Annotated in this window: 23 protein-coding genes; 13 read left to right on the top strand and 10 right to left on the bottom strand. The window is 70.3% G+C overall.

The genetic code is table 11. The features are described from left to right. The first annotated feature begins 21 nt into the window (after positions 1-21). A complete protein-coding gene (locus H6726_13240) occupies positions 22-957 on the top strand; it encodes a diacylglycerol kinase family lipid kinase (protein MCB9658607.1) in 936 nt (311 codons plus the stop codon). 19 nt (positions 958-976) lie between these two features. On the opposite strand, the gene grxC is transcribed toward H6726_13240, so the two are convergent. Then, positions 977-1,243: a glutaredoxin 3 gene (gene grxC, locus H6726_13235; protein ID MCB9658606.1), complete on the bottom strand. Its 267-nt coding sequence runs from the start codon at positions 1,241-1,243 to the stop codon at positions 977-979. Between the two features lie 188 nt (positions 1,244-1,431). Here grxC and H6726_13230 point away from each other — a divergent pair, with 188 nt between their 5' ends. Then, the gene (locus H6726_13230) at positions 1,432-2,700 is read left to right on the top strand and encodes a hypothetical protein (protein ID MCB9658605.1); all 1,269 of its coding nucleotides are present in this window, start codon (positions 1,432-1,434) and stop codon (positions 2,698-2,700) included. A gap of 103 nt (positions 2,701-2,803) precedes the next feature. Here the strand turns inward: H6726_13230 and H6726_13225 are convergent, their stop codons facing one another. After that, a complete protein-coding gene (locus H6726_13225) occupies positions 2,804-3,397 on the bottom strand; it encodes a hypothetical protein (GenBank protein MCB9658604.1) in 594 nt (197 codons plus the stop codon). A 95-nt stretch (positions 3,398-3,492) separates the two neighbouring features. On the opposite strand from H6726_13225, the gene H6726_13220 reads away from it, so the two are divergent. Next, positions 3,493-5,112: an ABC-F family ATP-binding cassette domain-containing protein gene (locus H6726_13220; protein ID MCB9658603.1), complete on the top strand. Its 1,620-nt coding sequence runs from the start codon at positions 3,493-3,495 to the stop codon at positions 5,110-5,112. Between the two features lie 15 nt (positions 5,113-5,127). Further along, positions 5,128-5,637: a hypothetical protein gene (locus tag H6726_13215; protein ID MCB9658602.1), complete on the top strand. Its 510-nt coding sequence runs from the start codon at positions 5,128-5,130 to the stop codon at positions 5,635-5,637. Here H6726_13215 and H6726_13210 read toward each other — a convergent pair. Beyond that, positions 5,610-6,242, bottom strand: a complete 633-nt coding sequence (locus H6726_13210; protein ID MCB9658601.1) for a hypothetical protein — start codon at positions 6,240-6,242, stop codon at positions 5,610-5,612. The genes H6726_13215 and H6726_13210 overlap by 28 nt on opposite strands. Before the next feature lie 112 nt (positions 6,243-6,354). Between H6726_13210 and H6726_13205 the strand changes: the two genes are divergently transcribed. After that, positions 6,355-7,743: an MATE family efflux transporter gene (locus H6726_13205; GenBank protein ID MCB9658600.1), complete on the top strand. Its 1,389-nt coding sequence runs from the start codon at positions 6,355-6,357 to the stop codon at positions 7,741-7,743. Between the two features lie 116 nt (positions 7,744-7,859). Here the strand turns inward: H6726_13205 and H6726_13200 are convergent, their stop codons facing one another. Next, on the bottom strand, positions 7,860-8,522 hold the full coding sequence (locus tag H6726_13200) for a hypothetical protein (GenBank protein MCB9658599.1): 663 nt from the start codon (positions 8,520-8,522) through the stop codon (positions 7,860-7,862). A gap of 37 nt (positions 8,523-8,559) precedes the next feature. Between H6726_13200 and H6726_13195 the strand changes: the two genes are divergently transcribed. Continuing rightward, positions 8,560-8,700: a hypothetical protein gene (locus tag H6726_13195; GenBank protein ID MCB9658598.1), complete on the top strand. Its 141-nt coding sequence runs from the start codon at positions 8,560-8,562 to the stop codon at positions 8,698-8,700. A 49-nt stretch (positions 8,701-8,749) separates the two neighbouring features. Here the strand turns inward: H6726_13195 and H6726_13190 are convergent, their stop codons facing one another. Continuing rightward, positions 8,750-9,862, bottom strand: coding sequence for a hypothetical protein (locus tag H6726_13190; protein MCB9658597.1), 1,113 nt, complete (start codon positions 9,860-9,862; stop codon positions 8,750-8,752). A gap of 106 nt (positions 9,863-9,968) precedes the next feature. Between H6726_13190 and H6726_13185 the strand changes: the two genes are divergently transcribed. From H6726_13185 to H6726_13175, 3 genes are read left to right on the top strand one after another with little or no spacing between them, the layout of a single operon-like run. Next, positions 9,969-10,577: a hypothetical protein gene (locus tag H6726_13185; protein MCB9658596.1), complete on the top strand. Its 609-nt coding sequence runs from the start codon at positions 9,969-9,971 to the stop codon at positions 10,575-10,577. Next, positions 10,577-11,281 carry a hypothetical protein gene (locus tag H6726_13180; GenBank protein MCB9658595.1) on the top strand — a complete coding sequence of 235 codons (705 nt, stop codon included), beginning with the start codon at positions 10,577-10,579 and terminating at the stop codon, positions 11,279-11,281. Before H6726_13185 ends, H6726_13180 begins: the two co-directional genes overlap by 1 nt. Beyond that, the gene (locus H6726_13175; protein ID MCB9658594.1) at positions 11,278-12,729 is read left to right on the top strand and encodes a hypothetical protein; all 1,452 of its coding nucleotides are present in this window, start codon (positions 11,278-11,280) and stop codon (positions 12,727-12,729) included. Before H6726_13180 ends, H6726_13175 begins: the two co-directional genes overlap by 4 nt. A 637-nt stretch (positions 12,730-13,366) precedes the next feature. Here H6726_13175 and H6726_13170 read toward each other — a convergent pair. Beyond that, positions 13,367-13,975 (bottom strand): TetR/AcrR family transcriptional regulator, encoded by a 609-nt coding sequence (locus H6726_13170; GenBank protein MCB9658593.1) that lies wholly within the window; start codon positions 13,973-13,975, stop codon positions 13,367-13,369. A gap of 138 nt (positions 13,976-14,113) precedes the next feature. Between H6726_13170 and H6726_13165 the strand changes: the two genes are divergently transcribed. Together H6726_13165 and H6726_13160 are read left to right on the top strand one after the other, a co-directional pair. Continuing rightward, the gene (locus H6726_13165; protein MCB9658592.1) at positions 14,114-15,661 is read left to right on the top strand and encodes an NAD(P)/FAD-dependent oxidoreductase; all 1,548 of its coding nucleotides are present in this window, start codon (positions 14,114-14,116) and stop codon (positions 15,659-15,661) included. Positions 15,662-15,744: 83 nt separating this feature from the next. After that, entirely contained in the window at positions 15,745-16,704 is a 960-nt protein-coding gene (locus H6726_13160; GenBank protein MCB9658591.1) for a hypothetical protein, read from the top strand. 41 nt (positions 16,705-16,745) lie between these two features. Here H6726_13160 and H6726_13155 read toward each other — a convergent pair whose 3' ends face one another. Beyond that, on the bottom strand, positions 16,746-17,921 hold the full coding sequence (locus H6726_13155) for an alpha/beta hydrolase (protein MCB9658590.1): 1,176 nt from the start codon (positions 17,919-17,921) through the stop codon (positions 16,746-16,748). Between the two features lie 51 nt (positions 17,922-17,972). Here H6726_13155 and H6726_13150 point away from each other — a divergent pair, with 51 nt between their 5' ends. After that, positions 17,973-18,596, top strand: a complete 624-nt coding sequence (locus H6726_13150) for a hypothetical protein (GenBank protein ID MCB9658589.1) — start codon at positions 17,973-17,975, stop codon at positions 18,594-18,596. Positions 18,597-18,748: 152 nt separating this feature from the next. Here the strand turns inward: H6726_13150 and H6726_13145 are convergent, their stop codons facing one another. After that, positions 18,749-21,487 carry a leucine--tRNA ligase gene (locus H6726_13145; GenBank protein MCB9658588.1) on the bottom strand — a complete coding sequence of 913 codons (2,739 nt, stop codon included), beginning with the start codon at positions 21,485-21,487 and terminating at the stop codon, positions 18,749-18,751. Between the two features lie 81 nt (positions 21,488-21,568). On the opposite strand from H6726_13145, the gene H6726_13140 reads away from it, so the two are divergent. Beyond that, on the top strand, positions 21,569-22,525 hold the full coding sequence (locus H6726_13140; protein MCB9658587.1) for a PEGA domain-containing protein: 957 nt from the start codon (positions 21,569-21,571) through the stop codon (positions 22,523-22,525). Positions 22,526-22,564: 39 nt separating this feature from the next. Here the strand turns inward: H6726_13140 and H6726_13135 are convergent, their stop codons facing one another. Together H6726_13135 and H6726_13130 are read right to left on the bottom strand one after the other, a co-directional pair. Next, the gene (locus H6726_13135; protein MCB9658586.1) at positions 22,565-23,893 is read right to left on the bottom strand and encodes an acetate--CoA ligase family protein; all 1,329 of its coding nucleotides are present in this window, start codon (positions 23,891-23,893) and stop codon (positions 22,565-22,567) included. 215 nt (positions 23,894-24,108) lie between these two features. Beyond that, positions 24,109-24,273, bottom strand: a complete 165-nt coding sequence (locus tag H6726_13130) for a hypothetical protein (GenBank protein MCB9658585.1) — start codon at positions 24,271-24,273, stop codon at positions 24,109-24,111.

Below are 24,273 nucleotides of genomic sequence, written 5' to 3'. Positions count from 1 at the left end.
ATGTCGCGGCAGTTGCGCAGCATGAACGGCGTCTTGACGCTGAACCCCAACGCGGGCTCGATGACGGATGCGCTCCTGGACGAACTGCGCGCGCTCGCGGAGGAGCACGACCTCGAGACGTTCATGGCCGAAGGTGCCGACGCGCTCGAGGCGCGCGTGGTGCAGGCCGTGGGCGAGGGATGCCCCCTTGTGGTCGCAGGGGGCGGCGACGGAACCGTACACGCCGTCGCCTCCGCGCTGCTCACGGAAGCGACACGCCAGAGCGCCGCCTGCCCGACCCTGGGCGTGGTGCCGCTGGGGACCGGCAACGACCTCGCGCGCACGCTCGGCCTCGCGTTGGTGCCTACCGAAGCGCTGACGCAGGTCTTGAGCGGAGACACTCGCGCGCTCGACGTGCTGGCGGTCGACGTGGGCGAGACGCGCCGCTACGCCGTGAACGTGGCGGCAGGTGGCTTCGCGGGCCTCGTGGACGAACAGCTGGACCCGGACACCAAGCGACGCCTCGGACCCCTGGCCTACCTGACGGCGGGCGTCGCGGCGGTCCGGGAACTCGAGGGTCACGACGTGAGCTTCGAGATCGACGATCTGCGCATCACCGAGCGCGTGGTCAACATCGTAGTGGCGAACGCCCGCACGTGCGGAGGCGGTGTGCTGGTGGCACCGGCGGCGGACCCCGAAGATGGCCTCTTGGACCTCGTGCTGGTGACCGAGGGTTCACTGCTCGAGCTGGCCGAGGTCGCCGCCAGCCTGCGGCTCGGGCGAGTGCTGTCGAGCTCGCGCGTGATCCATGCGGTCGGTCGGTCGGTCACGCTCACGGGGGCGGATGGCGTGCTGTTCAACCTGGATGGCGAGCTGCTCGACGAATCCCCGTCCCGCTTCACCGTGTGCCGTCGCGCGCTCCCCGTGCGCGTTGGACCGGGGTACAAGCGCGAGCGTTGGACCCTGCCGCCCGACTGACGCCCAGCCAATGCGAGGGTCAGCCCGTAGGACGCAGCAGAGCGTCCAGCGCGCCGCGTCGATCCAGCGCCGCGATGTCCGTGTAGCCCCCATAGGGTCGGCCGTCGATGAAGACCTGTGGCACGGTGTGCTGGCCCGTCTGCTCCAGCAGCCAAGCCCGTTTCGCGCGGTCTCCATCGACGTCGATGCGCTCGTAGGCAACGCCCTTCTGGTCCAGCAACCGCAGCGCAGCATGGCAGTAGGGGCACAGGGACGTGACGTAGATGGTGACCGGCACGGAGCTCATGCTCGCGGAGTCGACGGCGGCGCGTCGTCGTTACGGGCCACCGCAGTACCCAGCCATCCGCCGCGCGCACGAGGCCCCTGGGGAACCGGAGCAAGAAGCCGTCGGCAGCGCGTGGGCAGGTGGCGGCGTCGGTGCGTACGACCCCACGGCGCGATGCACGCCCAGCGTCGGTCTGCTACCCCGGCCGGGTGAGCGCACGACGAGACCTCCAGACCGTTTGGAACCGCGCGCGACCGCTGATGACGACGGCGGCGCGCGCGCCGCGTGTGCGCCAGCGCCCCGGGCGCCTGCGGTTGGCGCTCGCGCTCGTGGTCGCGACGACGGCGAGCGCCTGGGGCGGCAGCGTCGCCGAGGCACAGCGGCTGGCTTCTGGACCCACCGCCTGGACCGACACCGAGCGCGGGGGCATCCGCGGGGTGACCATCGGCCCCATCGAGTCGGCCCAACAACCCGGTCGGGGGTACGGCACCCAATCCAGCGAGGCGCTGCTCGATCACCTCGCCGAGATGGGTGTCACGTGGGTCTCGCTCACCCCCTTCGGACGTATCTGGTCACTGTCCAGCACGGACATCCAGATGGACTTCGAGGCCCCCTACGAAGACAACCGGATCGCCGTGCGGACGATGATCCACCAGGCACGCGAGCGTGGGATCCGCGTGCTGCTGATCCCACACCTGTGGGTGGAGACCACCGGCTGGCGGGGCGAGATCGACCCTGGGACCCCGGAAGGTTGGATCGCGTACCAGGCGAGCTATCGCGCGTTCCTCATGCGCTGGGCGCAGGACGCCGCTGACGCCGGAGCAGACGCCCTGAGCCTGGGCGTGGAGTGCAAGAGCTGGTCGGGGCGCTTCCCGCGGTTCTGGACCGAGCTGATCCGTGACGTGCGCGCCGTGTTCCCTGGCCTGCTGACCTACAGCGCCAATTGGGACGAGGTGGAGGACGTACTGTTCTGGGACCAGCTGGACTTCATCGGCGTGAACGCCTTCTATCCGCTCGCGGAAGCGCACGGCGCCTCGGACGAGCAGTACCTCGATGGCGCCGTCGAGCGCGCCCGCGACGTCGCGGCGCTGGCCGAGGCCATCCAACGGCCTGTCCTGTTCGTCGAGGTCGGCTATACGACGCGCGCCGACGCCGCCGTGGAACCCTGGCTGTGGCCCGACGGCATGGAGGGTGTCGTCATCGACGAGCGGGAGCAGGCCCGCGCCCTCGAGGCCATGTTCCGTGCGTTCCTGGGGGAGCCTTGGTTCGCTGGCTTCTTCGTGTGGCGCTACTACGCCAGCCTGGACGACGTGTCCCAGGAAGCACGCTGGGGCTTCAGCCCGCACACCAAGCTGGCCGAGCAGGTGCTGCGCGACGCGTTCGCAGCGCCGTGGGCCGCCGACCCCTCACCGTTCCCCGCCGAGCGCACACCGCGGAGTTGGCTGCCTCCAGTGTTCGCCGACGATCCGCACCGCTGAGTCCATCGCGCGCAGCCAGCCCCCACGTGGCGCCAGCGAGCGCGCCTGGACCGAACAGCCCGCATAGCAACCCTTCAGACACGGCGTTCGGATACAGTTGCTGCTAGGGGTCGGTGCGGGCCTCGTCGGCCTCGGCGTCCGCCTTTCGCTCCTCGGCGGGCGACTCGTGCTCGGTGTCCTGCGCCTCGCCGCGCGGGGAGACTGGCTGGACGCCGCTGGTGCGCTCCTCGCCGTGTCGCGCTCGCAGCGCGTCCCGAACGTCCGTGACCGGCCACGACAGCGCCTCGACCAAGAGCGCCAGCGACAGGACGAGGCCCAGGTTGCCCGCCACCGAGAGGGACAGCACGCGCCCGAACATCGCCTGGGCAAACAGCGCGGCGAACAACAACGTGACGAGCGAGAACAGGCCGGCCAGCACCCCCGCCAGGTTCAGCAGCGCTCGCCAGCCGCGGCTTGCGACCCGCTCCACCCCGAAGGGCAGCGCCAAGAACGCGAGCGTGACAGGGACCGCCCACCACACCTGCGCCTCCGCGTACACCGAGGTGTGCGAGACGGGCAGCAGCGCCACCGGCGTGTCCGAGGAGCAGCCCTGCGTGCGAACCCCCCACGACGAGAACAGCGTGGGGAGGAGGAGGCCCGCCAGGATCAGGCGGTAGAAGCGACGCGGGGGGAGACGGGAGCGGAGGTCGGTGCCCATGAGCGGCGTGCAGTGTACCCGTCACGCACCAGAAACCCAGCGGTTCGAGGCTGCGCGGGTTGAGCGAGACCGAGCGAGCTGCCAGGCTGCGCGCCGTGATCCGCCTCGACTCCGTCAGCAAGCAACACGGCCGCCAGATCCTCTTCCTCGAAGCGTCGATGGGCGCGTTCGCGGGAGACCGCATCGGGCTCGTGGGTCCGAACGGCGCCGGCAAGTCCACGGTATTCCGCATGATCGTGGGCGAGGAGCCCCCGGACAGCGGAAACGTGGTGATCGAGCGTGGGGTGACCGTCGGCTACTTCAGCCAGAACGTGGGCGAGATGGCGGGCCGGAGCGTCGTGGCCGAGACCATGGCGGGCGCTGGCGAGGTGTCGGTGGTGGGCGCGGAGCTGAGCGAGCTCGAGGAGGCCATGGCCGACCCGGAGCGGATGGACGAGCTCGACGCGCTGGTGGAGCGCTTCGGCCACGTGCAGGCGCGCTTCGACGAGCTGGGAGGGTACTCCCTCGAGTCTCGGGCGCGAGAGGTGCTCGCGGGACTCGGCTTCCGCGAGGAGGTCATGAACGGGCCCGTGGACGCGCTCTCTGGGGGCTGGAAGATGCGTGTCGCGCTCGCCCGCATCCTGCTCATGCGGCCCAACGCGCTGCTGCTGGACGAGCCCACCAACCACCTCGACATCGAGTCCATCATCTGGCTCGAAGGGTACCTGCGGGGCTTCGAGGGCGCGCTCATCCTCACGTCCCACGACCGCACGTTCCTCAACGGGCTGGTGACCAAGATCGTCGACATCGACGGGGGCGAGCTCACGACCTACACGGGCAACTACGACTTCTACGAGCAACAGCGCAAGCTGGCGGACGCGCAGCAGGAGGCCCAGTTCGCACGACAGCAGGCGCGCCTCGCCAAAGAGCAGGCCTTCATCGACCGATTCAAGGCCCGCGCCAGCCACGCCGCGCAGGTTCAGAGCCGCGTGAAGAAGCTCGAGAAGATGGACCTGCTCGAGCCTCCCCGGCGTGTCGCCCGGACACGCTTCGAGTTCCGCAAACCGCCGCGCGGGGGCGACGACGTGGTGCGCGTCGAATGTCTGCGCAAGGCCTACGGCGACCGCGTGATCTACGACTCCTTCGACTTCCTGGTGCGGCGGACGGAGCGCTGGTGCGTGATGGGTGTGAACGGCGCGGGCAAGTCCACGCTCTTGAAGCTCATGGCCGGCATCGGCGAGCCAGACGGCGGCGAGGTGGTGCTCGGCGCGAGCATCAAGCTCGGCTACTTCGCGCAGCACGCGATGGAGACCCTCGAGCCGAACGAGACCGTGGTGGAGTCCTTGCAGCGCGCGTTCCCCACGGCAGGCCTCGGGCAGCTGCGCAGTCTCGCAGGGGCCTTCGGCTTCTCCGGCGACGAGGGTGACAAGCCTTGCCGCGTACTCTCTGGTGGCGAGAGGGCGCGTGTGGCGCTCGCGCGCATGCTCTACGATCCCCCCAACCTGCTGATCCTGGACGAGCCCACCAACCACCTCGACATGGAGACCAAGGAGATGCTGGTGGAGACCCTGCGCGACTTCGAGGGCACGATGGTGTTCGTGTCCCACGACCGTTCGTTCCTGTCCGCCTTGAGCAACCGCGTCCTGGAGCTGACCGACGAAGGCCCCCTGGTGTACGAAGGCGACTACGACGAGTACGTCGCCCGCTCCGGGCACGCGGCCCCGGGGCTGCGCTGAGGAGGCGCGGTGCGGATGCGTCAGGCTGACGCGGACGCTCCGACCGAAGCGCTCGTGACGCTCCTGCTCGCGCGGAGCGCGCACGTAGCCGCACGGACGGACGACGACAGCGAACGTCGGTTCGCCACCGTCCGCTGGCTGCGCGCCAAGCTCGCGGCCCACGGTGTGTGGCTGCTGGACGACCACGACCCGCGGCTCGCGCCCGGCTTCTTCGAGGCCCACGAGGGTGCGCTCGACCTCGACCGCCTGCGGCCCACGCTGCGCTCATGGGAGGCGTTCGACCGCGGGTTCGACGCGTGCGACGCCACGCTCGAGGCGACCCTGGTGGACACGCGGGTCATCCCGTTCCTCGAAGCGATCGGCGTCGCCGAACACTCCGAGGACGCGTTGGATGTGTTGGGGCACCATCTGGTGGTGCTGGACCAACGTTACGCCGGCTCGTTCCCGACGGACCGTTGGCAGGAGCACCTCACGCGGCGCGTTGCCGGGGACGCTGCTCAGAAGCCGAACGACACCCCCGCGTGAACGGCGGCCTGGAGGTACGTGGTCTTGGCGTCGTCGATGTTGAAGTAATCGAGCCGAAAGCCCGCTTCCAAGAAGAGCGCGATGCTGTCGCTCAGGTGCGCCTGCGCGCCGCCGAGCACCCCGGTGGCGAGGCCGAGCTCGGCCTCCGTTCCGTCGGTCGTCGGGACGTAGACGCTGAGCCCGATGGGCACTCCGACGTAGAACTCGAGCAGGCTCCAGTCGAGGTCGATGATGACGCGTCCCTTGAGCCAGCCCCCGACTCCGAGGAGCGCCAGCCGGTCCGTACCCGACGGGGCGCCGCTGGCCTGCAGGGACACGAAGTCGACGAAGCCACCGAAGACGAAGAAGGGTCCGAGGGGGATCTCGAGGCGCGCCCCGAGTGACGGCGCGGGGGCCAGGTCCTGCGTAAACGACGTCCCGCCCAGCGACTGCTGCGCGCGTCCCGCGAAGTGCGGACCGAAGTAAACCGTGCCTCGCACGCGGTCCGGACCATAGCCGGGCGGCCGCTGCTCGACGTACTCGACCTGTTGGGCCCGGGCGTCGCCCAGGGAGGTGGCGAAGGTCACGATGGCCGCCACGACGGCGAACATCCGAGAGAGGGTCATACGGGTCATCATCTTCCTCCGGCAGCGCCGAGAAGAATCGTCCATGCGCGCTGACCGTGCAACTTCGCGTGTTGACGGGCGTACCCGTGTACCCCAGGAGACTCCTCGGAACATGGGCACGCACGCACAGCACGGCCTCGTCGAGGGCCACCCCGAGCGGCGCGAGCTGGTGGGCACGGCCGTGCCCCTCGCGCTCACGGCGCTCTCGTTCGCGCTCATGTCCGCGGTGGACACCGCCTTCGTGACGGGGCTGGGGGTGGCCGCGCTCGCGGGTGTCGGGCTGGGTGGCACGCTCACCTTCGTCGCCATCATCACCACGGGGAGCATCCTGCGTGGCCTCAAGATCTGCATGGTCCAGGCCGAGGGGCGGGGCGAACCCAGCCTGGGCTACCTGGGGGCGGGCTTGCGCCTGGGAGCGCTGGGCGCCCTGCCCACCATGCTCGCGCTGGTGGCCCTGGGCTTCGCGGCGCCGTTGATGCTGAGCACACCGGAGTCGGGACGCGCGGCCAGCGAGTACATCTGGGTGCGCAGCACATCCATCCCGCTCCTCTTCGTGCTCATGAACCTCCGTGAGGCGTTCTATGGCCGAGGCGACACCAAGACCCCGCTCGGCGCCATCATCGGCGCCAACGTTCTCAACGTCGCGCTGAACGCGCTCGCCTTGTACGTCCTCGACTGGGGCGTCCCCGGCATCGCGCTCAGCACCGTGCTCTGCGTCACCTTCCAAGCGCTCTGGCTGGGCCTGCGGCAGCGTCGGATCGGCTTCGGGTGGTCGCTCGCGACCGTCGCCCATCGCCGCGCCATCATGGCCATCGGCCTCCCTCTCGCGGGCCAGAAGCTGCTCGAGACCAGCGCCTTCACCGCCATCGCCGCGATGATCGCGCACACCGGTGACAGCGCGGCCGCGGCGCACCAGATCGGCTTGCAGCTGCTGCTGCTCGGCAACCTCCCCTCGGTGGCGCTCGGCGACGCAGTCAGCCTGGTGTCCGGACGCCTCGCCGGAGCCGGCGATCCCGTGCGTGCCCGCGGTGTCACCTCGTTCGCGCTGCGCCTGGGACTGGGCTGGGCGGCTGGGGTCGGCGCCGTCGCCGCCCTGCTCGCGCCAGTGATCGGGCCACGCCTCGTGCCATCCGACCCGGAGGTCGTCGTCGTGCTGTGGGCCTGCGCGGTCATGTTGGTCCTGGAGTCGACCTCGCTCGTCGCGCAGGGCTACCTGCGCGCGACAGGAGACCCTCGCTACCCGTCCGTGGTCGTCATGGTGAACGCGGTCTTCGTCAGCCCTGCGCTCGCCGCGCTGGGTATCTTCGGGCTCGGGCTGCGCGCCTCTGCGGGTTGGATGGCGTTCATCGTCGAGGTCAGCGTGTCCAGCACGCTCCTCTGGCGGCGGATCGCGAAGCGCACGGCGACCCTCCGCGCCCCCGCGTCGGAGCCGCAGCTGGCCGACGACGTGGCCGACGACACGCTGAACGCCGACACGCCGCTGGCAGGCGGCGTGGGCTGAGCCCGGTTCGACGGTTTGCCGTGCCGCCGAACCTCGCGAGCGAGGCGGCCACCGAGGTGAGCGGGCACGAGGCCGTGGTGGACCGTGCGTCCAAGAGCCCCCGTGCCTCCGGCCCGCTAAGGGGTGGGTGGGACGCGGACCAGACCCACGGCCGCCCAGCGGCGCTCCCCGCTCGCGAGCTCGACCTGGACTCCATGGGAGGCCCGCAACAACACCGTCCCGGGCAGCCACTCCGGCGACTGTCGCGTGCGCGCCTCGATGTGCGCACCCACGGCGATCCCCCCTGCGCGCAGAGCCTCCAGCGGGCGATCCTCACTGCTGCCATCGGCGTAGACCACCCGACGCATGTCGCCCACGATGTCGCCCACGACGGCCTCGTACCAGTGCCCATCCCCGCTGTACTGCGCTTGGACGAGCGAGCCGACTTCGCCGAACGGCACGGCCGCGGTCGGCGTGTAGACGTTGGCGGGGAGCTGGTCGGCCGTGACACGAGCGAGCGCGACCGAGGTCCACAGACGACGACCGTCGGGATACACCACCCCGAGCGCGTGTCCCACGCGATGCTCGATGTTGACTGGCTGGTAGTCCCCGCTGCTCTGTGCGATGGCGCCTGGCAAAGGAGGTGTCAGGCGGTCGGGCAACACGGCGTCCGTCCCGAGCGTCTCCGTGTCGCCATCTGCGTACAGGACGGAAAGCTGGTTGCCTGTCACGGCCGTGATCACGGCCGCGTAGTAGTTCCCGAGACCGTGGTAGTTGGCGAGCACGACCGTGCCTGGCACGGCGGCGCCTACCGGCACGGGAGCGGGCGCCGCTGCCGTGGCAGCTCCAGTGGGTGGCGTCTGCGACGCGCCGGGCGGCGGGACGACTGGAGCCACTGGGGCGGGCGGCGGCGGCGCCGTCGGGGCCTCCGACGAGCAGGCCGCCGTCATGACGAGCATCACGGCGGACAAGCTGTGAAGGCTGAGGCAGGGCCTCGACTGCAGGGACATCATCTCATCTCCTCGCGCTAGGGGTTCATCTGCTCCATGTCCTGCCACGCGGGATCGTGATCCACGAACTGCTGGAGCCAAGGGAAGATCATCGACGTGTCGCCGACCCCGGTGATGGTCCCCGCGACCAACGCGGTGTGTCCCTCGCCAGGGATCAGATAGCGCCCGTAGCGGTCGCCATAGCGCTCACTCAGCGCGGCGGTCTCGCGCCGGAGCTCGGTCTCGAACCAATCCAGCGGCACGCCCAGGAACGTGCTCGCGATGACGTTGTCGCGGGTATGGCTGAGGACGGCCATCCTGATGGCGGGGTCGTGCTGCAACACCCAGTCTGCGAACTGAATGGCGTGACCACCCACGAAGCACTGCGTGCAGCTCTCGGGGATGAACTGCGACGCGCCGAGCGAGTCGAGCAGTTCGTCGACGAATTCGGGCTCGCGCTCCCCACGCGTAATGCCGATGCCCGAGTCGTTGACGACCATCACCTCGGCCTCGGGGAAGTAGATGCGCACCATGGGCGCCGCAAAGAGCGTGGCGAAGCCGCCCGCGCTGACGCCGATGAGCGCAATGCGTGGCGGGTTCGGGAAGCGCTGCGCGATGGCGTCCAACGCCGCCGTGATGTTCTGGCGCCCACGCTGGACGTATTCCTCGCCGTCGAGGACCTGCGTGACGTCCCCGAGGAACAGGCTCCCATCACAGTAAGGGACGTACGCGAGGTCGAAGTCGCGGAACGGCTGCTCGATGGCACCCGAGAGGACGCCAGAGGGGAGGAACGGAATGCCCTCGCGCTCGCACGCGCCCTCCGTGGAAGCGGCGCACAGCCCACCGCCCTGCAGGTAAATGATGAGGTCGTCGCTGTTGCGCTCCCGCGTGATCACCTGGAACACCTGCGTCGCCGGGTCGTCCGTGCCGATGCAACGAGGGCCGTTCTCGGTCGCGGGATCCCAGCGATAGTCGATTCGGCCGCCACTGCCCAGAACCTCCGGCGGGAACACCCCACGGTACTGCAGCGCCCCGTTCTCGAGGAGCTCGGCATAGATGTCGTCTGGGCGTGGGGCCACTGGACCGTCCGTGCCGTGCGTGCAGCCGAGCCCAAACAGGAGGACGGCCAGCGGGGGGAGCGAGCGTCGCATGGTGGCCGAGGGTACGCGGATGGCTCCGGCTGCAACACCCCCAAAGCGGGGCGTGGCGAAACGAATCGCAGGCGCCGCCAGCGCCGGAGTACGGTATCGTCGGCCCATGGCCAAGCCCATCTTGCTCCGCCACGAGGGGTCGGTGTCCACCCTCGACCACACACGACTCGAGCGCCGCAAGCTGTACGGCTACCGCAAGCGCGTGGCCCTCGACCCTGCGGGCGAGCCCTGCGCCCGCGCCGCGCTCACGGAGGACGGGGCGCTCCTCATCCGCGCCGGCATGACCGCGCAGGGGTACTTCGACGACGAAGGCGAGTGGGTACCCAGCAAGGACCTGGTCGGGCTCGATCCCGATGGACGCGCCCTGCCCCTCGTGCCCTCGTCGCTGGGTGAAGAGACGCCGCTCGAAGGCCCGGTAGACCCGCAACTGCTGCTCGATCACGCCATCACGGCGGTCTACGCGCTCTCCCCTGTCGAGCTCGCTCCAGCGCTGGCGGAGGCCCTCTCGGCGGGCGCCATCTTCCGCTTCGCGTTCAACCCGCGAGCCGACTACCGGGAAGACTTCGCGTTCCTGCTGAGCAACCCCGAGGGGGCATTGTTCGCGCTCGCAGGCCAGCCCATCACGCCGGAGTGGCTGACGCTGGCGCAGACCGCCGCTCCCGTCACCGACGACGACGACGAGGGTGACGACGACCTCGACTTCGAGATGTTCTGATGCGACCCATCCACCTCACCAACGCCGCCGGGCGCGACGCCACCGTCCAGTTCGGCAACCTCCCCACCGGCGCCGCGCCACCCCAGGGTATCCCGGGCAAGCGCGTCCACTTCCAGCGCTACCTGGCCGCCACCGAGCGCTGCCTGCACGACGCGCTCACGGCGACCCACGGCGACGACTACCATCAGGCGCTGATCGACGGTGACCCGGAGGTCGACCTCGAGCGCGTGGGGCGCCGCATCGGGAACACCCAGCTGGTGTACCTGACGTCCGGCGGAGAAGTCCTCTACGCGGCGCCCGAGGTCATCGAGGTGCTGTACGCCCCCGACGGGTCGGAGCGCGAGCGACGTGCGCCCTCCGACGTACCCGCCAACACCAACGTGGAGGAGCCCGTGCGCTACACGGGACGCATGTTCACGCGGGCGGACGTGGCGCGACGCTTCGTGTTCCGGCGCACGGTGCAGCTGGTGCACGCTGACGGGCTGACCTTCGACTATCTGTTCGAGATGGCGCGCGAGCTGGACGCTCGCGACAGCGTCGTGCTCCTGGGCGCTGGACCCAAGGGGGCCCAGCCGCTCGTCTTCCAGACCAACGGCAGCCCGTACCGCGCGTTCCTCGAAGGGCGCACCCGCGACGACTCCTATCAGCTCTTGCTGCACCTCTCGAACATGGAGCTGAAGCTCCCGGAAGGAGGGGGGGCGTGACCTTCTTCGACAGAGACGCCGCCCAAGCGTTGGGCGCAGGGCACCGAACGGGGCTGGGAGCGCTGCGCGACGACGAGCTGAGCAGCATCGTCGGCGGCTACAAGCGCAACGTGGCCAGCCGCTACCGCAGCCTCACTCCGGACGAGCCGGAGCTGATCCCGAGTGGACCTCTCTTCGCGTCCCCGAAGATCGACGGTGAGCTGTGGTTCCTGGTGAGGCGCGGTAGCGACCTCGTGCTCGTCAACCCTCGTGGGCGGGTGATGTACGGTGATCTACCGCTCCTGACGGAGGCGCGGCAGACGCTCGGTGGGCGGCTCGAAGAGGATGTCGTCCTGGCAGGCGAGCTCTTTGCCGCGCGCAAGGCTGGGCGCCCACGCGTCGGGGATGTTGCGGCGGCCGTGTCCGAGGACCGCCCCGAGAAGCTGGGCTTCGCGGCGTTCGACCTCGTGCGACAGGGGGACGTGGATGGTTACACGCTGTCCTACGAAGCGCGCCTCGAGCGGCTGCGTGGGTGGCTCGATGGAGGCAAGCGCGTCGCCGCCATGAAGACCGAGGTGGTCAACGACCGCGAGAATGCGCTGCGTCTTTTCAACGAATGGGCGGCTGAGGGCAAGGGCGAGGGTGTCGTCTTGCGTCCTGCCGACGGTCGCATCTTCAAGATGAAGCCGTACGTCACGCTCGACGCCGCGGTGATCGCGTTCACCGTACGTGCGGACGCTCCCGAGCAGGCGCGGTCGTTGTTGCTGGCGCTCATGCGGGAGAACGGCCAGCTGCAGATCATTGGCTCCTGCGGGAACCTCGGAGACGAGGAGCGGCGACGCGACCTGTACGCCCAGCTGGCCGACACGACGGTGGAGTCGAACTATCGCTACGCCAGCAGCTCCGGTGCCCTGTTTCGCTTCGTGCGCCCCCAGCTGGTCGTCGAGGTGCGCTTGACGGATCTGCAGAGCGCAGACTCGAGCGAGCGCCCCGTGGAGCGAATGGCGTTGGCCTTCGACGACGCGCGCGGCTACGAGGCCCGTCGGCCCATGGAGGGCGTGAGCATCCTGCACCCGGTGCTGGAGCGCGTGCGGGAAGACAAGAGCGTCAACCCCACGGACGTGCGCGTGGCACAGGTGCTCGAGCGGTGCCACGTGGACGCGCTGGACGCCGCTGCCGAGGCCATCGCGCTGCCGGCCAGCGAGGTGCTGCGCCGCGAGGTGTACGTGCAACACAAGGGGGACAAGCACGGGGTGCGCAAGCTGCTCGTGTTCCAGACCCACAAGGAGGCGCTGGACGCAAGCTACCCCGCCTATGTGGTGCACTTCACCGACTACAGCTCGGGCCGCAAGGACCCGCTGCAGCGTGAGGTGAGGTTGGCCAACACGCGCGAACAGGCGGACGCCATCGCGGATCAGATGATCGCGGACAACATCAAGCGCGGCTGGGCGCGCGCCGACGCCACCTGACGTCAACCAAGCCGAAACCACCTTGGATCGACGGTCGGGGTCGCCGGCGCCTCGGCCTGGGCCCGGTCGCGCTGGCGCTCCCTGCGGTGCCTCCCCGTTTTCGGCGCGTCGCTGCGCGGCGCTTGAAAACGGGACCCCCCGACACCCTGGCCGAGGCGCCGGCGCCCCCGACCTCATGTGCGCAGGTGGGGGTCTGGGATCGGCTCGACGGATGTCGTGGGCGCGCTTTGTACGCCGGGGGAGGCGGGAGTGAGTGCGACGTCGGGCGCAGGTGAGTGTGGGGCGCTGCGGGCTCGCCGGGTCGGATGGTGAGCGCTGATGAGCGCTGGTGAGCGCTGGGCTCGGCGGGTCGGAGTGGTCAGCGCACGTGAGCGCTCCGCTCACTGGACGATCAGCTGAGCGCACCGAGCGCCCCCCGCGGCATCCTCGTCTCACCCGCGCACCATGAGCCTCCCGCGCAAAAGACCGTCAGGAGGAGCGCGGGGGGAGGCCGTGGCGGCGGGTGTCGGGGGGGCCCCATTTCACGCGCCGAAGGCGCGTAGAAATGGGGGAGGCACCGCAGGGAGCGCCTGCGCGACCGAGCCCGCAGCCGCGGCCTCCCCCCGCGCTCCGCGACCCACGGTCGACCCCTTGCGCCCTAGGCGCGGATGGCGGCCACCAGCGCGCGGGTCACGCGCTCGGCCACGGACACCCCGGGCACGTCGCCTGGCTGCTGGAACGGCCGCAGGTGACCGTCCAGGTAGAGCGACGCCACACCGTGCACGACGGACCACGAGAGCAGCGTGATGTCCTCGGCGTCGAGATCGCCCAGCTGCGCCTGCTGCACGGCGGCGGCGGCCTGGGGCAGGTGTGCGCCCGCGCGTCTGACGGCCTCGGCGAGCTCGGGGGACGCATCGGTCGTGGGCGCAAACTCACCGAACATCAGGCGGAAGAGGGCCGGCTGCGCGACGGCGAACTCCACGTACGCAACGCCCAAGGTGCGCAGGCGCGCGAGTGGAGGCTGGCCGGGGTTGGCGTCCGCGACGCTGCGCAGTGCCGCGTCGAGAGCCATGAAGCCGCGCGCGGCGAGCGCCGTGAGCAGCTCGTCCTTGTCCTTGAAGTGGCGATACGGCGCCCCAGTGCTGACCCCGGCGCGGCGGGCGGCCTCCCGCAGCGAGAGCCCTCGTGGCCCTCCCTCCGACAGCAGCTCGGCGGCGCCGCTCAGCAGCGCCTCGCGCAGGTCTCCGTGGTGGTAGCGCTCCGTCATTCGCGCTTTTCTCTTGCACAGGGCGCGAATGTAAGCAACGCTCACGAAGAAGTATGCGCCGCTTACATGGGCGCCGCCAACGCGGGAGCGAGCCCGCACGGCAGTCCAGCACACGGCAGTCCAGCAGAGGAGCGAGTCATGGCGAAGCGAGCAGTGGTGATCGGGACGGGCGCGGGGGGACTCACGGCGACGGCGGCGCTCGCGCGGGCGGGCTTCGAGGTGGTGGCGCTCGAGCGCGCCAAGCAGCTCGGCGGGTTCCTCAACCCTTTCGCGCGGCGGCACTATCACTTCGACCCGGGCGTCCACTACGTGGGTCAGGCCGCGCCCGGCGAGGGCCTCCACCGCGTGCTACGGCGCGTCGGCTTGGACGCTCAGGCGCTCTTCTGCCCGATGGATCCAGACGGCTTCGACGTCCTGCGTTTCCCCGACTTCGAGCTGCGCATCCCGGTCGGACTCGACCGCTTCCGCGACCGCATCGTCTCGCTCTTCCCAGCCGACCAGCGCGAGATCGACGCGTTCGTCGCGAAGCTGGCTTCGCTGCACGCGCTCATCAACGGTCACGGGCGCGACCTCGCGCGCCTGCGCGGGCTGCCCATCGCTGCGCTGTGGTACACGCGCACGTTCGGCGAGCTGCTGGCCCAGAGCTTCACCAACCCCAAGGTGCGCGCCGTGTTCGCGGCGCAGTGCGGCGACTATGGGCTCCCGCCCAGCAAGGCCCCGGCCATCCTCGGTGTCGCGGTGTTCCTGCACTTCATCGACGGCTCGTACTTCCCCCGTGGGGGCAGCGGGAGCTTGCGCGATGCGTTGGTCGATGAGGGGCGCGCGCACGGCGCGGTCTACCGTCGCCGAGCGGAGGTCACACGCATCCTCACTCACGGCCGCCGAGTGACGGGTGTGCTCCTGTCCGATGGCGAGCGCCTCGACGCTGACGTCGTGGTCTCTGCCGTCGATCCCAAGCTCACCTACGGGCGCTTCCTGCCTTCGTCCGTGCTGCCCAGCGGCATGCGCCGCAAGGTCCAGAAGACGCGGCCCTCGGTGGGCAGCATCTGCTTGTTCCTGGGGCTCGAGCGCGACCTGCGTCAGCACGGGATGGGCGCGTTCAACGTGTGGGACTACCCCACGTGGGACATCGAACAGGCGTTCGGCCCCGCCCTCGAAGGGCGCTTGCCGGACGACTATGCGTTCTTCCTCTCACCCAACTCGCTCAAGGACGACACGGGTGAGATGGCCCCAGCGGGCTGCTCCACCCTGGAGGTGGTCACCCTCGCGCCCTTCGCGCCTTTCGCGGCGTGGGCGGACTCCAAGTCCATGAAGCGCCCGGAGGAGTACGAGACGTTCAAGGAGCAGGTCGGCGACCAGCTGCTCGCAGCGGTGGAGCGCCGCTGGCCCGGCTTGGTGGGCGACGTGGCGGTGAAGGACGTGTCCACGCCCGTCACCAACATCCACTTCGCGGGCGCCGTGGACGGCGCCATCTACGGCCCCGCGGCGGTCCCCGAGCAGTTCGCTCTCCGCGCGTTCAAGCCCAAGGGTCCTCTCGAGGGGCTCTACCACGCCGGTGCCGGAGTCATGGGGCCTGGCGTGGTGCCGTGCCTGGCCAGCGGGGTCGTCGCGGCGAACCTGGCCATCGCGGAGCAGCGGGAGCGGCGGCTGGCGTGGCTGCCGCGTCCGCGCCTGGCTGCCAGCTGACGCTTCGTCGGTCACCGACGCCTCCGCGCGCCGCACGGACTCCGCGGCTGCACCAGCAGCGCAGGGCTGGCATAGTGTGTCGCATGTCGCGTTTCGGTGTAGTCCCTCTGGTCCTCCTCACCTTCGCCCTCGGCGCCGCGGGCTGCAGCTGCGAGAGCGGCGGCCCCAACCGCGGCGACCAGGGCAACGCCGGCGATGGCGGAGGAGGCGACGGCGGGGGAGGTGATGGGGGCGGAGGCGACGCCACGGTGGACATGAACCGGCCGGACAGCCCGCCCCCCGTGCCGCCCGACGTCCACGTCCTCCTGACGGCGGACAACGCGTACGGCTTCGGCTACGGCAGCAGCGCGGCGCTGGTGGACTACTTCGAAGGCGTGGAGGACGGAAGCGATCGGATCTTCCTGTGCAGCGCCGCGTGCGACGACGAGACCCCCTGCGCGGACAACGTCGAGTGCGACATCTTCGGCACCTGCAACGACGACCGCTTCGGTCCCGAGACCTACGTCGTGCCCGGCGACACCGCGCCGGCGAACGGTTACCTCTACGTCGTGGTCTGGTCCGACGAGTTGGTGACGCAAGGGCTCATCGGGCAGTTCCGGACCTCCGACGGAAGCGGCACGGCCGTCTACACCGGATCGCCCGACTGGGAGGTGTGCGCCACGGGTGTCGACATCGACCCGCAGGACGCGGACCCAACCGTGAGTGACATCAACACACAGATTGCGAACTGCAACATGGGCGCCGCAGGCACGACGTTCAGCAGCGGCTGGATCGGCACCGAGTTGGGGAACAACCCGAGCGGCGTGATGGAGCTGAGCGTGCTGACGAACGTCGCCGACGAACCCACGCAGTTCGCGTCGCTGTGCCAGGCGGACGACAACGACGACCCCAACCGCACCGGCGACTCCATCGACGCCGAGGCGCGCTGGATGTGGTTCGACGAGGACAACACGGACGCCACCAGCGCATTCCAGTCGAACGGTCAGCCACGCGGCGACTTCCTCATCTTCCGCTTGCCCATCAACTCGGTCATCTTCGGCTGACGGACCACCCACGCGCGGGTCGGCCTCGGGTCCACGGGCCGCTAGCGACGGCGGACGGCGCGTAGGAACGCACGCACGGCGTATTCGATCAGCTGGCCGCTGGGGCCTGCGGGGTTCGCCTCGCACCCGTGTGTCGCCCACGGCAGCGAAAGCAGGTGATGGGGCACGCCCAGCGCCGCCAACCGCTCGGCCAGCCGCGCGCTGTGGACGGGGCGCACGAGCTCGTCGCGGCCACCGTGGATCAGCAGCGTGGGGGGCGCCGCTGGGCCCGCCGCGAGGTAGGGGGAAGCGTCATCGTACCGCGCCCCCATGGCGGGGCTGTCGTCGGGCGCCCCGCCCATGAACGCGCGCAGCGTGCCAGGAGTGTCCAGGATACGGGGGTTGCTGGGGTGCTCCCAGCTGTAGCGGAGGTCTGTGGGCGGATACAGCGCGACCACGCCCCGCACGAACGGCGCGCCCCACCGGTAGGCGGCGAGCAGCACCAAGTGCCCGCCCGCCGAGCGCCCATAGAGCACGACCGAGTCGGCGTCGATGGACAGCTCCTCCGAGCGCCCACGCAGGTGGTCCACCGCGCTGCGCAGGTCGTCGTAGGCCGCGGGAAACGGATGCACGGGGGCCAGCCGGTAGTTGATGGCCGCAACGGCATACCCGGCAGCCGCGAGGCGCTTGGCCATGGACGTGAGCTGTTCGCTGTTGCCGTTGCGCCACGACCCACCGTGGACGATGACGATCAGCGTGCGAGGGTGTGGGGCCACGCGGCCGCCGTAGAAGTCGAGCTCGAGCGGGGACGACCCGTCGGGCGTGGCGTAGACGAACGTCTCCACGGGCGCGTCTGGATCCGTCAGCGACAGCAGCGCCAAGGCCCGGTAGGGCGCGACGGGCTCGCCAGCGTCCATCGCGGTGACGACGGGCGGACGCACCCCGAACGCGTCGTGCAGCTGACGTGGGAGCTCACGGGCCACCGCCCCCACGCGCGCGAGCGGGCTCAGCAGCAGCACCAACGTGGCTGCGCCCACGGCGCTGAGCGCGATGTCACGTGGCGTCGCGAGCCCCCCGACGAACGCGGGCAGTGTCAGCAAGGCCAGCAGGTAGCCCGCCTCGGTCGCGGCTACGGTGGCGTAGAACAGCACCCCGTGCGGCATGCGGAACACCGCCAACAGCGCCCACGCGAGCATGAGCGACACCCAGAGGACGCGCAGCGCGGCGAGCCAAGGCACCCGCGCAAGGTACCATGGTCAAGCGCGCGCGCCCGTGGCAGCCTCTGCGGCATGACTCACCGTTATGGACGACCGCTGCGCCTCCTGGGCGCGTTCTCGGCCCTGGCCACCACCGCCTGCGCGGGCTTCCTCATGCAGCCCACGGCGAGCGAGCCGCACGCCACGCTGGAGATCCGGCACCAGGTGCACGGCATGATGGGCGACTCCTACGACACCCGCGTGTTGGTCGACGACCGCCTCTACGATACGCGCTCGTACCGGGACAGCGAGATCTCGGGCAACCCGGTGCGCCTGCGCCTGCGCCTCGAAGCGCAGACCATCACGGTCGGCGCCAGCACCTACGAGGCCGGCACGGGCCCCCGCGCGGGCACCGAGGAGCGGCGCGAGGAGTACGCCTGCCAACGCGAAGAGTGCACCAGCGACGACCCGCCCGTGTGCCACATCGTGGACTCCACCTGCGTGCGCACCTACCAGGTGCCCACCTACACGCGCGGCGAGGCCGGCAGCCGCAGCGCGGAGTGCGTGGCCAGCGTGCAGATCGCGCCCGACGTGAACCGTCAGTACGTGATCGACTTCGAGTACACGAGCGAGACCGAGTGCCGCGCGACCTGCACACAGCACGTCAGCCGCGCCGACGGTTCGTTCGAGCGCGTCCCCTGCCCCACCGCGTACTGACGCCGCCTCCTCGAAGCAAGAGCCCCGGGTCGTGACGACGCGGGGCTCTTTCGTTTGCAGGGGGTCGGTCTGGTCAGGATGCGTGCGAACGTGGCCCACGACACGGCGCCCAGGCCTACGCGACTGACGCGCCGTCTCGGGCCAGGCCGCGCTCAGCCCACGATGAGGTTCAGGATCTTGCCGGGCACGAAGACCACCTTGCGCAGCGTCTTGCCCTCCAGCTGACCCGCGATGGCCTCGTCGGCCTTGGCGAGGGCGAGCGCGTCCGGCTCGCTCACCTCGGCCGGCATGGTCACGCGGGCGCGCACCTTGCCGTTGATCTGCACCGGCATGACCACGCTGTCTGCCACCAGGCGCGCCTCGTCGTGCTTGGGCCAGGCGGCGCGCTGCACGCTGCCCGTCTTGCCCAGCAGCTCCCAGGCCTCCTCGGCGATGTGCGGCGCGAAGGGGTGCAGCAGCACGGTCAGGGTCTCGAGGGTCGCGCGCGGGGGCACCTCGTAGGCGACCAGGTCGTTCACCATCACCATCATCTGGCTGATGGCCGTGTTGAAGCGCAGTCCGTCGATGTCCTCGGTGACCTTCTTGATGGTCTGGTGCAGCAGGCGCTCGGTCTCGTCCGACGCGCTGACCGCCGCGCCCGACGCCTCGGTCGCGCGCAGCACGCAATTGAAGAAGCGGTCGAGGAAGCGCCGAACACCCCCGATGGACGCGCTGTTCCACGGCTTCACGGCCTCGAGCGGGCCCATGAACATCTCGTACAGGCGCATGGAGTCCGCGCCGTACTCCTTGGTGATGACGTCTGGGTTCACCACGTTGCCGCGCGACTTGCTCATCTTGTGAGCGCGCGCGTTGACGCTGATCTCGGGCTGCGCGGCGAACACGAAGCTGCCGCCCTTGCCCTTCTTGAGGTCCTCGAAGGCGACCTTGTGCTCGCTCACGAGCGCGCTGTCCGAGCCGCGCACGAACGTGCCAGGGTCGGTCCCCTTGCGCACCTCGCTGGCGGACACGAACGCGCCGTCGTCCCCCTCGCCCAGGCGGAACGCGCTGTACTCCACCTCGCCCAGGATCATGCCCTGGTGCACCAGCTTGGTGAACGGCTCGGGCACGGGCACCACGCCCGAGTCGAACAGCACCTTGTGCCAGAAGCGGCTGTAGAGCAGGTGCAGCACAGCGTGCTCGGCGCCGCCCACGTACAGGTCCACCGGCAGCCAGCGCTTGGCGGCTTCCTGGCTGAACGGTGCCTCGGCGTTGTGCGGGTCGACGAAGCGCAGGAAGTACCAGCACGAGCCGGCCCACTGCGGCATGGTGTTGGTCTCACGCGCGAACCACTTTCCGTCGCGCTGGAAGAAGCGCCAGTCGAGCGCTCGAGTGAGCACGCCCTGCGGGTCGTCGCCCGGGCGGTAGTCCTCGAGGTCCGGCAGGCGCAGCGGCAGCTCGCTGCGGTCCACGGGGATGGGCTGGTCGTAGCGCACGGTGCACGGGGCGCCGGTGCGCGGGTCGTCGCCCTCGGCCACGTCCACCGGGAAGTACACGGGGATGGGCTCGCCCCAGTAGCGCTGCCGCGAGAAGATCCAGTCGCGCAGCTTGTACTCGACGCGCCCCTTGCCCTGCCCCTTGGCCTCGAGGTCCGCGATGATGCGGCGCTTGAACTCGGCCGTCTCGAGCCCGTCGTACGCCCCGCTGTTCACGGCCTTGCCGTGCTCGGTCATGGCGCTGGTGAGCGGCTCGCTCGCCGGCTCGCCCGTGCGGCTGACCACCTCGATGATGGCGATGCCGTGCGCCTGCGCGAACTCGAAGTCGCGCTCGTCGTGCGCGGGGACGGCCATGATGGCGCCCGTGCCGTAGCCGTAGAGCACGTAGTCCGCGATGTAGACGGGCACCTCGGCGCCGTTGACCGGGTTGAGCGCGAACCCTCCCGTGAAGACGCCGCTCTTGTCCTTGCTCTGCATGCGGTCGCGGTCGCTCTTGTTGCGCGCCGCGGCGACGTATGCGTCCACCGCCTCGCGCTGCGCGGCCGACGTGAGCTGCGCCACCAGCGGGTGCTCTGGCGCCAGGACCATGAACGTCGCGCCGAACAGGGTGTCAGGGCGCGTGGTGAAGACCTCGACGAACGTCTCGGGCGCGCCCTTGACCGCGAAGCGCACCTCGGCGCCCTCGGAGCGGCCGATCCACTCGCTCTGCATGGTGCGCGTGCTGCCTGGCCAGTCGAGCTCGGCCAGCCCGTCGAGCAGCTTGTCCGCGTACTGCGTGATCTTGAGCACCCACTGCCGCAGCGGGCGCCGCTCCACGGGGTGACCGCCCACCTCGCTGAGGCCGTCGGTGACCTCCTCGTTCGCGAGCACCGTGCCCAGCGCGGGGCACCAGTTGACCGCCACCTCGCTCTGCTCGGCCAGGCCGCGCGCGTAGAGCTCGAGGAAGATCCACTGCGTCCACTTCACGTAGTCCGGGTCGGTAGTGTTCACCTCCCGCGTCCAGTCGTAGCTGAAGCCCAGCTCCTTGAGCTGCCGCTTGAAGGTCGCGATGTTCGCCGCGGTGGTAGCTGCCGGATGCGTGCCCGTGCGGACGGCGTGCTGCTCGGCGGGCAGCCCGAACGCGTCCCAGCCCATCGGGTGCAGCACCGCGAACCCCTGCGCACGCTTGGCCCGCGCGATGATGTCCGTCGCCGTGTAGCCCTCCGGGTGCCCCACGTGCAGCCCCGAGCCGGACGGGTACGGGAACATGTCGAGGATGTAGGCCTTGGGGCGCGCGTCGTCGTCGACCGGCGTCAGGAACGTCTGGTCTTCGTCCCAGAAGCGCTGCCACTTGGGCTCGATGCTGGCGGGATCGTAGCGGCGCTCGCGCTCGTCGGTCTGCTCGTCGCGCACGGCGCTACCCTCGTTGGGCTCGGTCATGTGCGCGGTCTAGCACCGCCGCGCGCCCGGTCCAAAAAGCTCCGATGTGTGCCGCGCGTGTGATGTACCCTGAGGGCCACCGTGACTCATCCTCCTGCGACCCCGGCGCTCTCCTCTCGCGGCCCACGGGCGCTGATCGCGGCAGCCTTGCTGGTCGCTTGCGCAGCGGCCGGGCTAGGCGTGCCGACGGCCCACGCGCAACGGGGGTCGAGGCCCGCGACGGGGAACCCGGAGAACGCAGACGCATCGCGGCAAGCGCGTGAGCACTTCGTCCGCGGGCAGCAACACTTCGACGCGCGCGAGTTCGCGGAGGCGGTCGAGTCCTTCGAGGCCGCTGCGGCGCTCGTCCCCTCGGCCGACCTCTGGTACAACATCGCGCGCGCCCACGAGGAGCTGCGACACTTCGACCAGGCTGTGGACTACTACCGCCGCTACCTGCGCGACCGTGTCGACCCCCCCGACCGCGCCCGCATCGAGCAACACATCACGGAGCTGGAAGCCGAGGCGGAGGCCCAACGCCTGGCCGCCCACGCCGCACCGACGACCGGGACGCTCACGGTCAGCGTCGCGCAGGACGGCGCCAGCGTGTCGGTAGACAGTGCCCCGGTGGGCACCTCCCCCCTGAGCGAGCCCTTGACCCTGGAGCCTGGCCTGCACGCGCTCTCCGTCGACCTCGATGGGTATGTCCCGTTTCGGAGTGAAGTGCGCTTGAGCGCGGGCCTCGGGACCCTCGCCACGATCGACCTCCAACCGCTGACGCAGTTCCGCAGTGTCCGAGGGCGACGCATCTACACGTGGATCGTCGGGGCCCTGGCCGTCGCGGCAGCGGGGACGAGTCTCGGGCTCGGCATCCGCGCCCAGCGCCTCGAGAACCAGGGGCGCCTGGCAGACGCCCGCGACTTCGCGCGCTACAGCGACATCGCGCTGGGCTCCGGCATCGTTCTGGGCATCGGGAGCATCACGCTCTACTTCGTCGAAGGCCGCGCCATCTCCACGGAGCGCGTCTCGGGTCCCACGCCCAGCGGTGACGAGGACTGAACCCGTCGCGCGTGGTTCTGCCCGAGCACGCGCCGCGCGTCAGCCGTGTTCGCGGAGCATGCTGCGCTCGAACGCGTCTCCCACGACCACGCACGCCTCGCGGACCTCGACCTCGCCCCCTACCAGCACGGCGAGCGGGTTGATCTCGACCGCCCGCACGTACTCCCGGAACGCGTGCAAGAACGCCGCGAGGCGCATCAGCACGTCGCCCACCTCCTCGACGACCACGCGGCGCTCGGCGTCGTTCGGGTAGAGCAACGTCCGGCCCCTCAGACCGTCCAGAACACGCCCGATGCCATCGCGGCTGCGTGGGAGGAAGGTACGCACCCCGTCTCCTGACGCGACGCCGTGCGGGTCGGCGAACTCGAGCTCGCAGCGCACCAGCCCGGCTGGCATCGGAACCAGCTTCACGCGCAGCAGGGCGCGCGCCTGAGTGGCAGCGCTGACCGTGACGCCCAGCAGGCGGTCCTCTGACGCCCGGTTCTTGGCCAAGGCCATGATCTGGCGGAACGCGTCGCGCGTACGGGTGGCGGAGTCGACGCCGTCCAGCGCGAGGTCGGGGTGGTCGCCGATGCGCAGGTCCGGGGACGCGAGCGCCACGCGCACTGGAAACCCAATGCGCTGTGCCTCGGACGCGGCGCGGGACGCGCTCGCGCAGAGCTCCTCGAGCGGCAGCGGCAGATCGAAATAGGCCAACGCGGCCTTGCTGGCTGGGTCGGAGAGCGCCCGGGCCGGCCCGAAGATCACGTCCATCACCGCCGCCGTGTCCACACCCTCCACCGCCGGGGGGCTCAGGCGCTCGCCATGCTCCGCAGCCCGGTACGCGTCGAGCGCGGCCGCAATGTCCCGCGGCTCACCCACCCGGGCGAGCGCCCCGCCCTCCGTCTCGTACGCCAAGAGCCCCGCGTCTTGGCGCGTGAAACGGCCGGCGCCACGGTGTCCGGGAGACAGGTGAAGCTGTGCGCGGTCCGCTCCGCCCAGCCCCCGCGCAGATGCCAACCACGGCTTGTGGGCGCGAAAGGGGAGCAGCGCGGCGGCGGCGAGGGCGGGGCGCACCCCCACGACGGCAACCGCACCGAGATCCCGCGCCAGCTGGACGGTGCTGCTCGGCTCCAGCAGCCCGAGGATGACGACGTTGCCCTGCGCCCGCGCGAGGTCTGCCAAGGTGACCGTGTCGGCGTCGCTCGGGGTGCGCGTGCACAGCAGCACGCACGACTCCCCCCGCGCGAGGATGTCGCGTGCCCGAGCTACGGGGTCGCTCGGCACTTCGGGGCTCAGCGCCAGGCCGAGCGCTTGCGCGACCACGGCGGCGTCCACCGCCAGCTCTGCTTCGTCGCACAGCGCCCGCAGCGATGCCCCATCCGTCAACGCGCAACCTCACCAGAGCCGCTCAGAGGCACCATGCCGCAAGGATACCCGGGATCGCGAGCCCACCCGAAAATTACCGCGGGATACTCGCGCGCTCGTCCGAGCGGGTCCCATCGAGCCATGGGGCCCTCTCGTACCGCCCGTGAAGGGAGACGGAAAGCGTGGGGCCTCTCCCATCAGGGAGAGGCCCCACAGCTTTCACGCGAGGGCGCCTCTCACTCGGAGGCGGTCTCTGCGTGGAACCCTCGCTCCTGCGTCGTGCCACCCTCGGGCTCACTGTCGAACACGCCGCCCCACATGAGGATCGCACCGATGATTCCGACGACGCCAACCACCAGGGCACCCTTCACCGGGGTGCTAAGGTCTTCCCAAAACGACAT

The organism is Sandaracinaceae bacterium (assembly GCA_020633055.1).
Lineage (GTDB): Bacteria > Myxococcota_A > Polyangia > Polyangiales > Houyiibacteriaceae > JADJJE01.
This window is presented reverse-complemented; position numbering and strand designations above follow the sequence as displayed.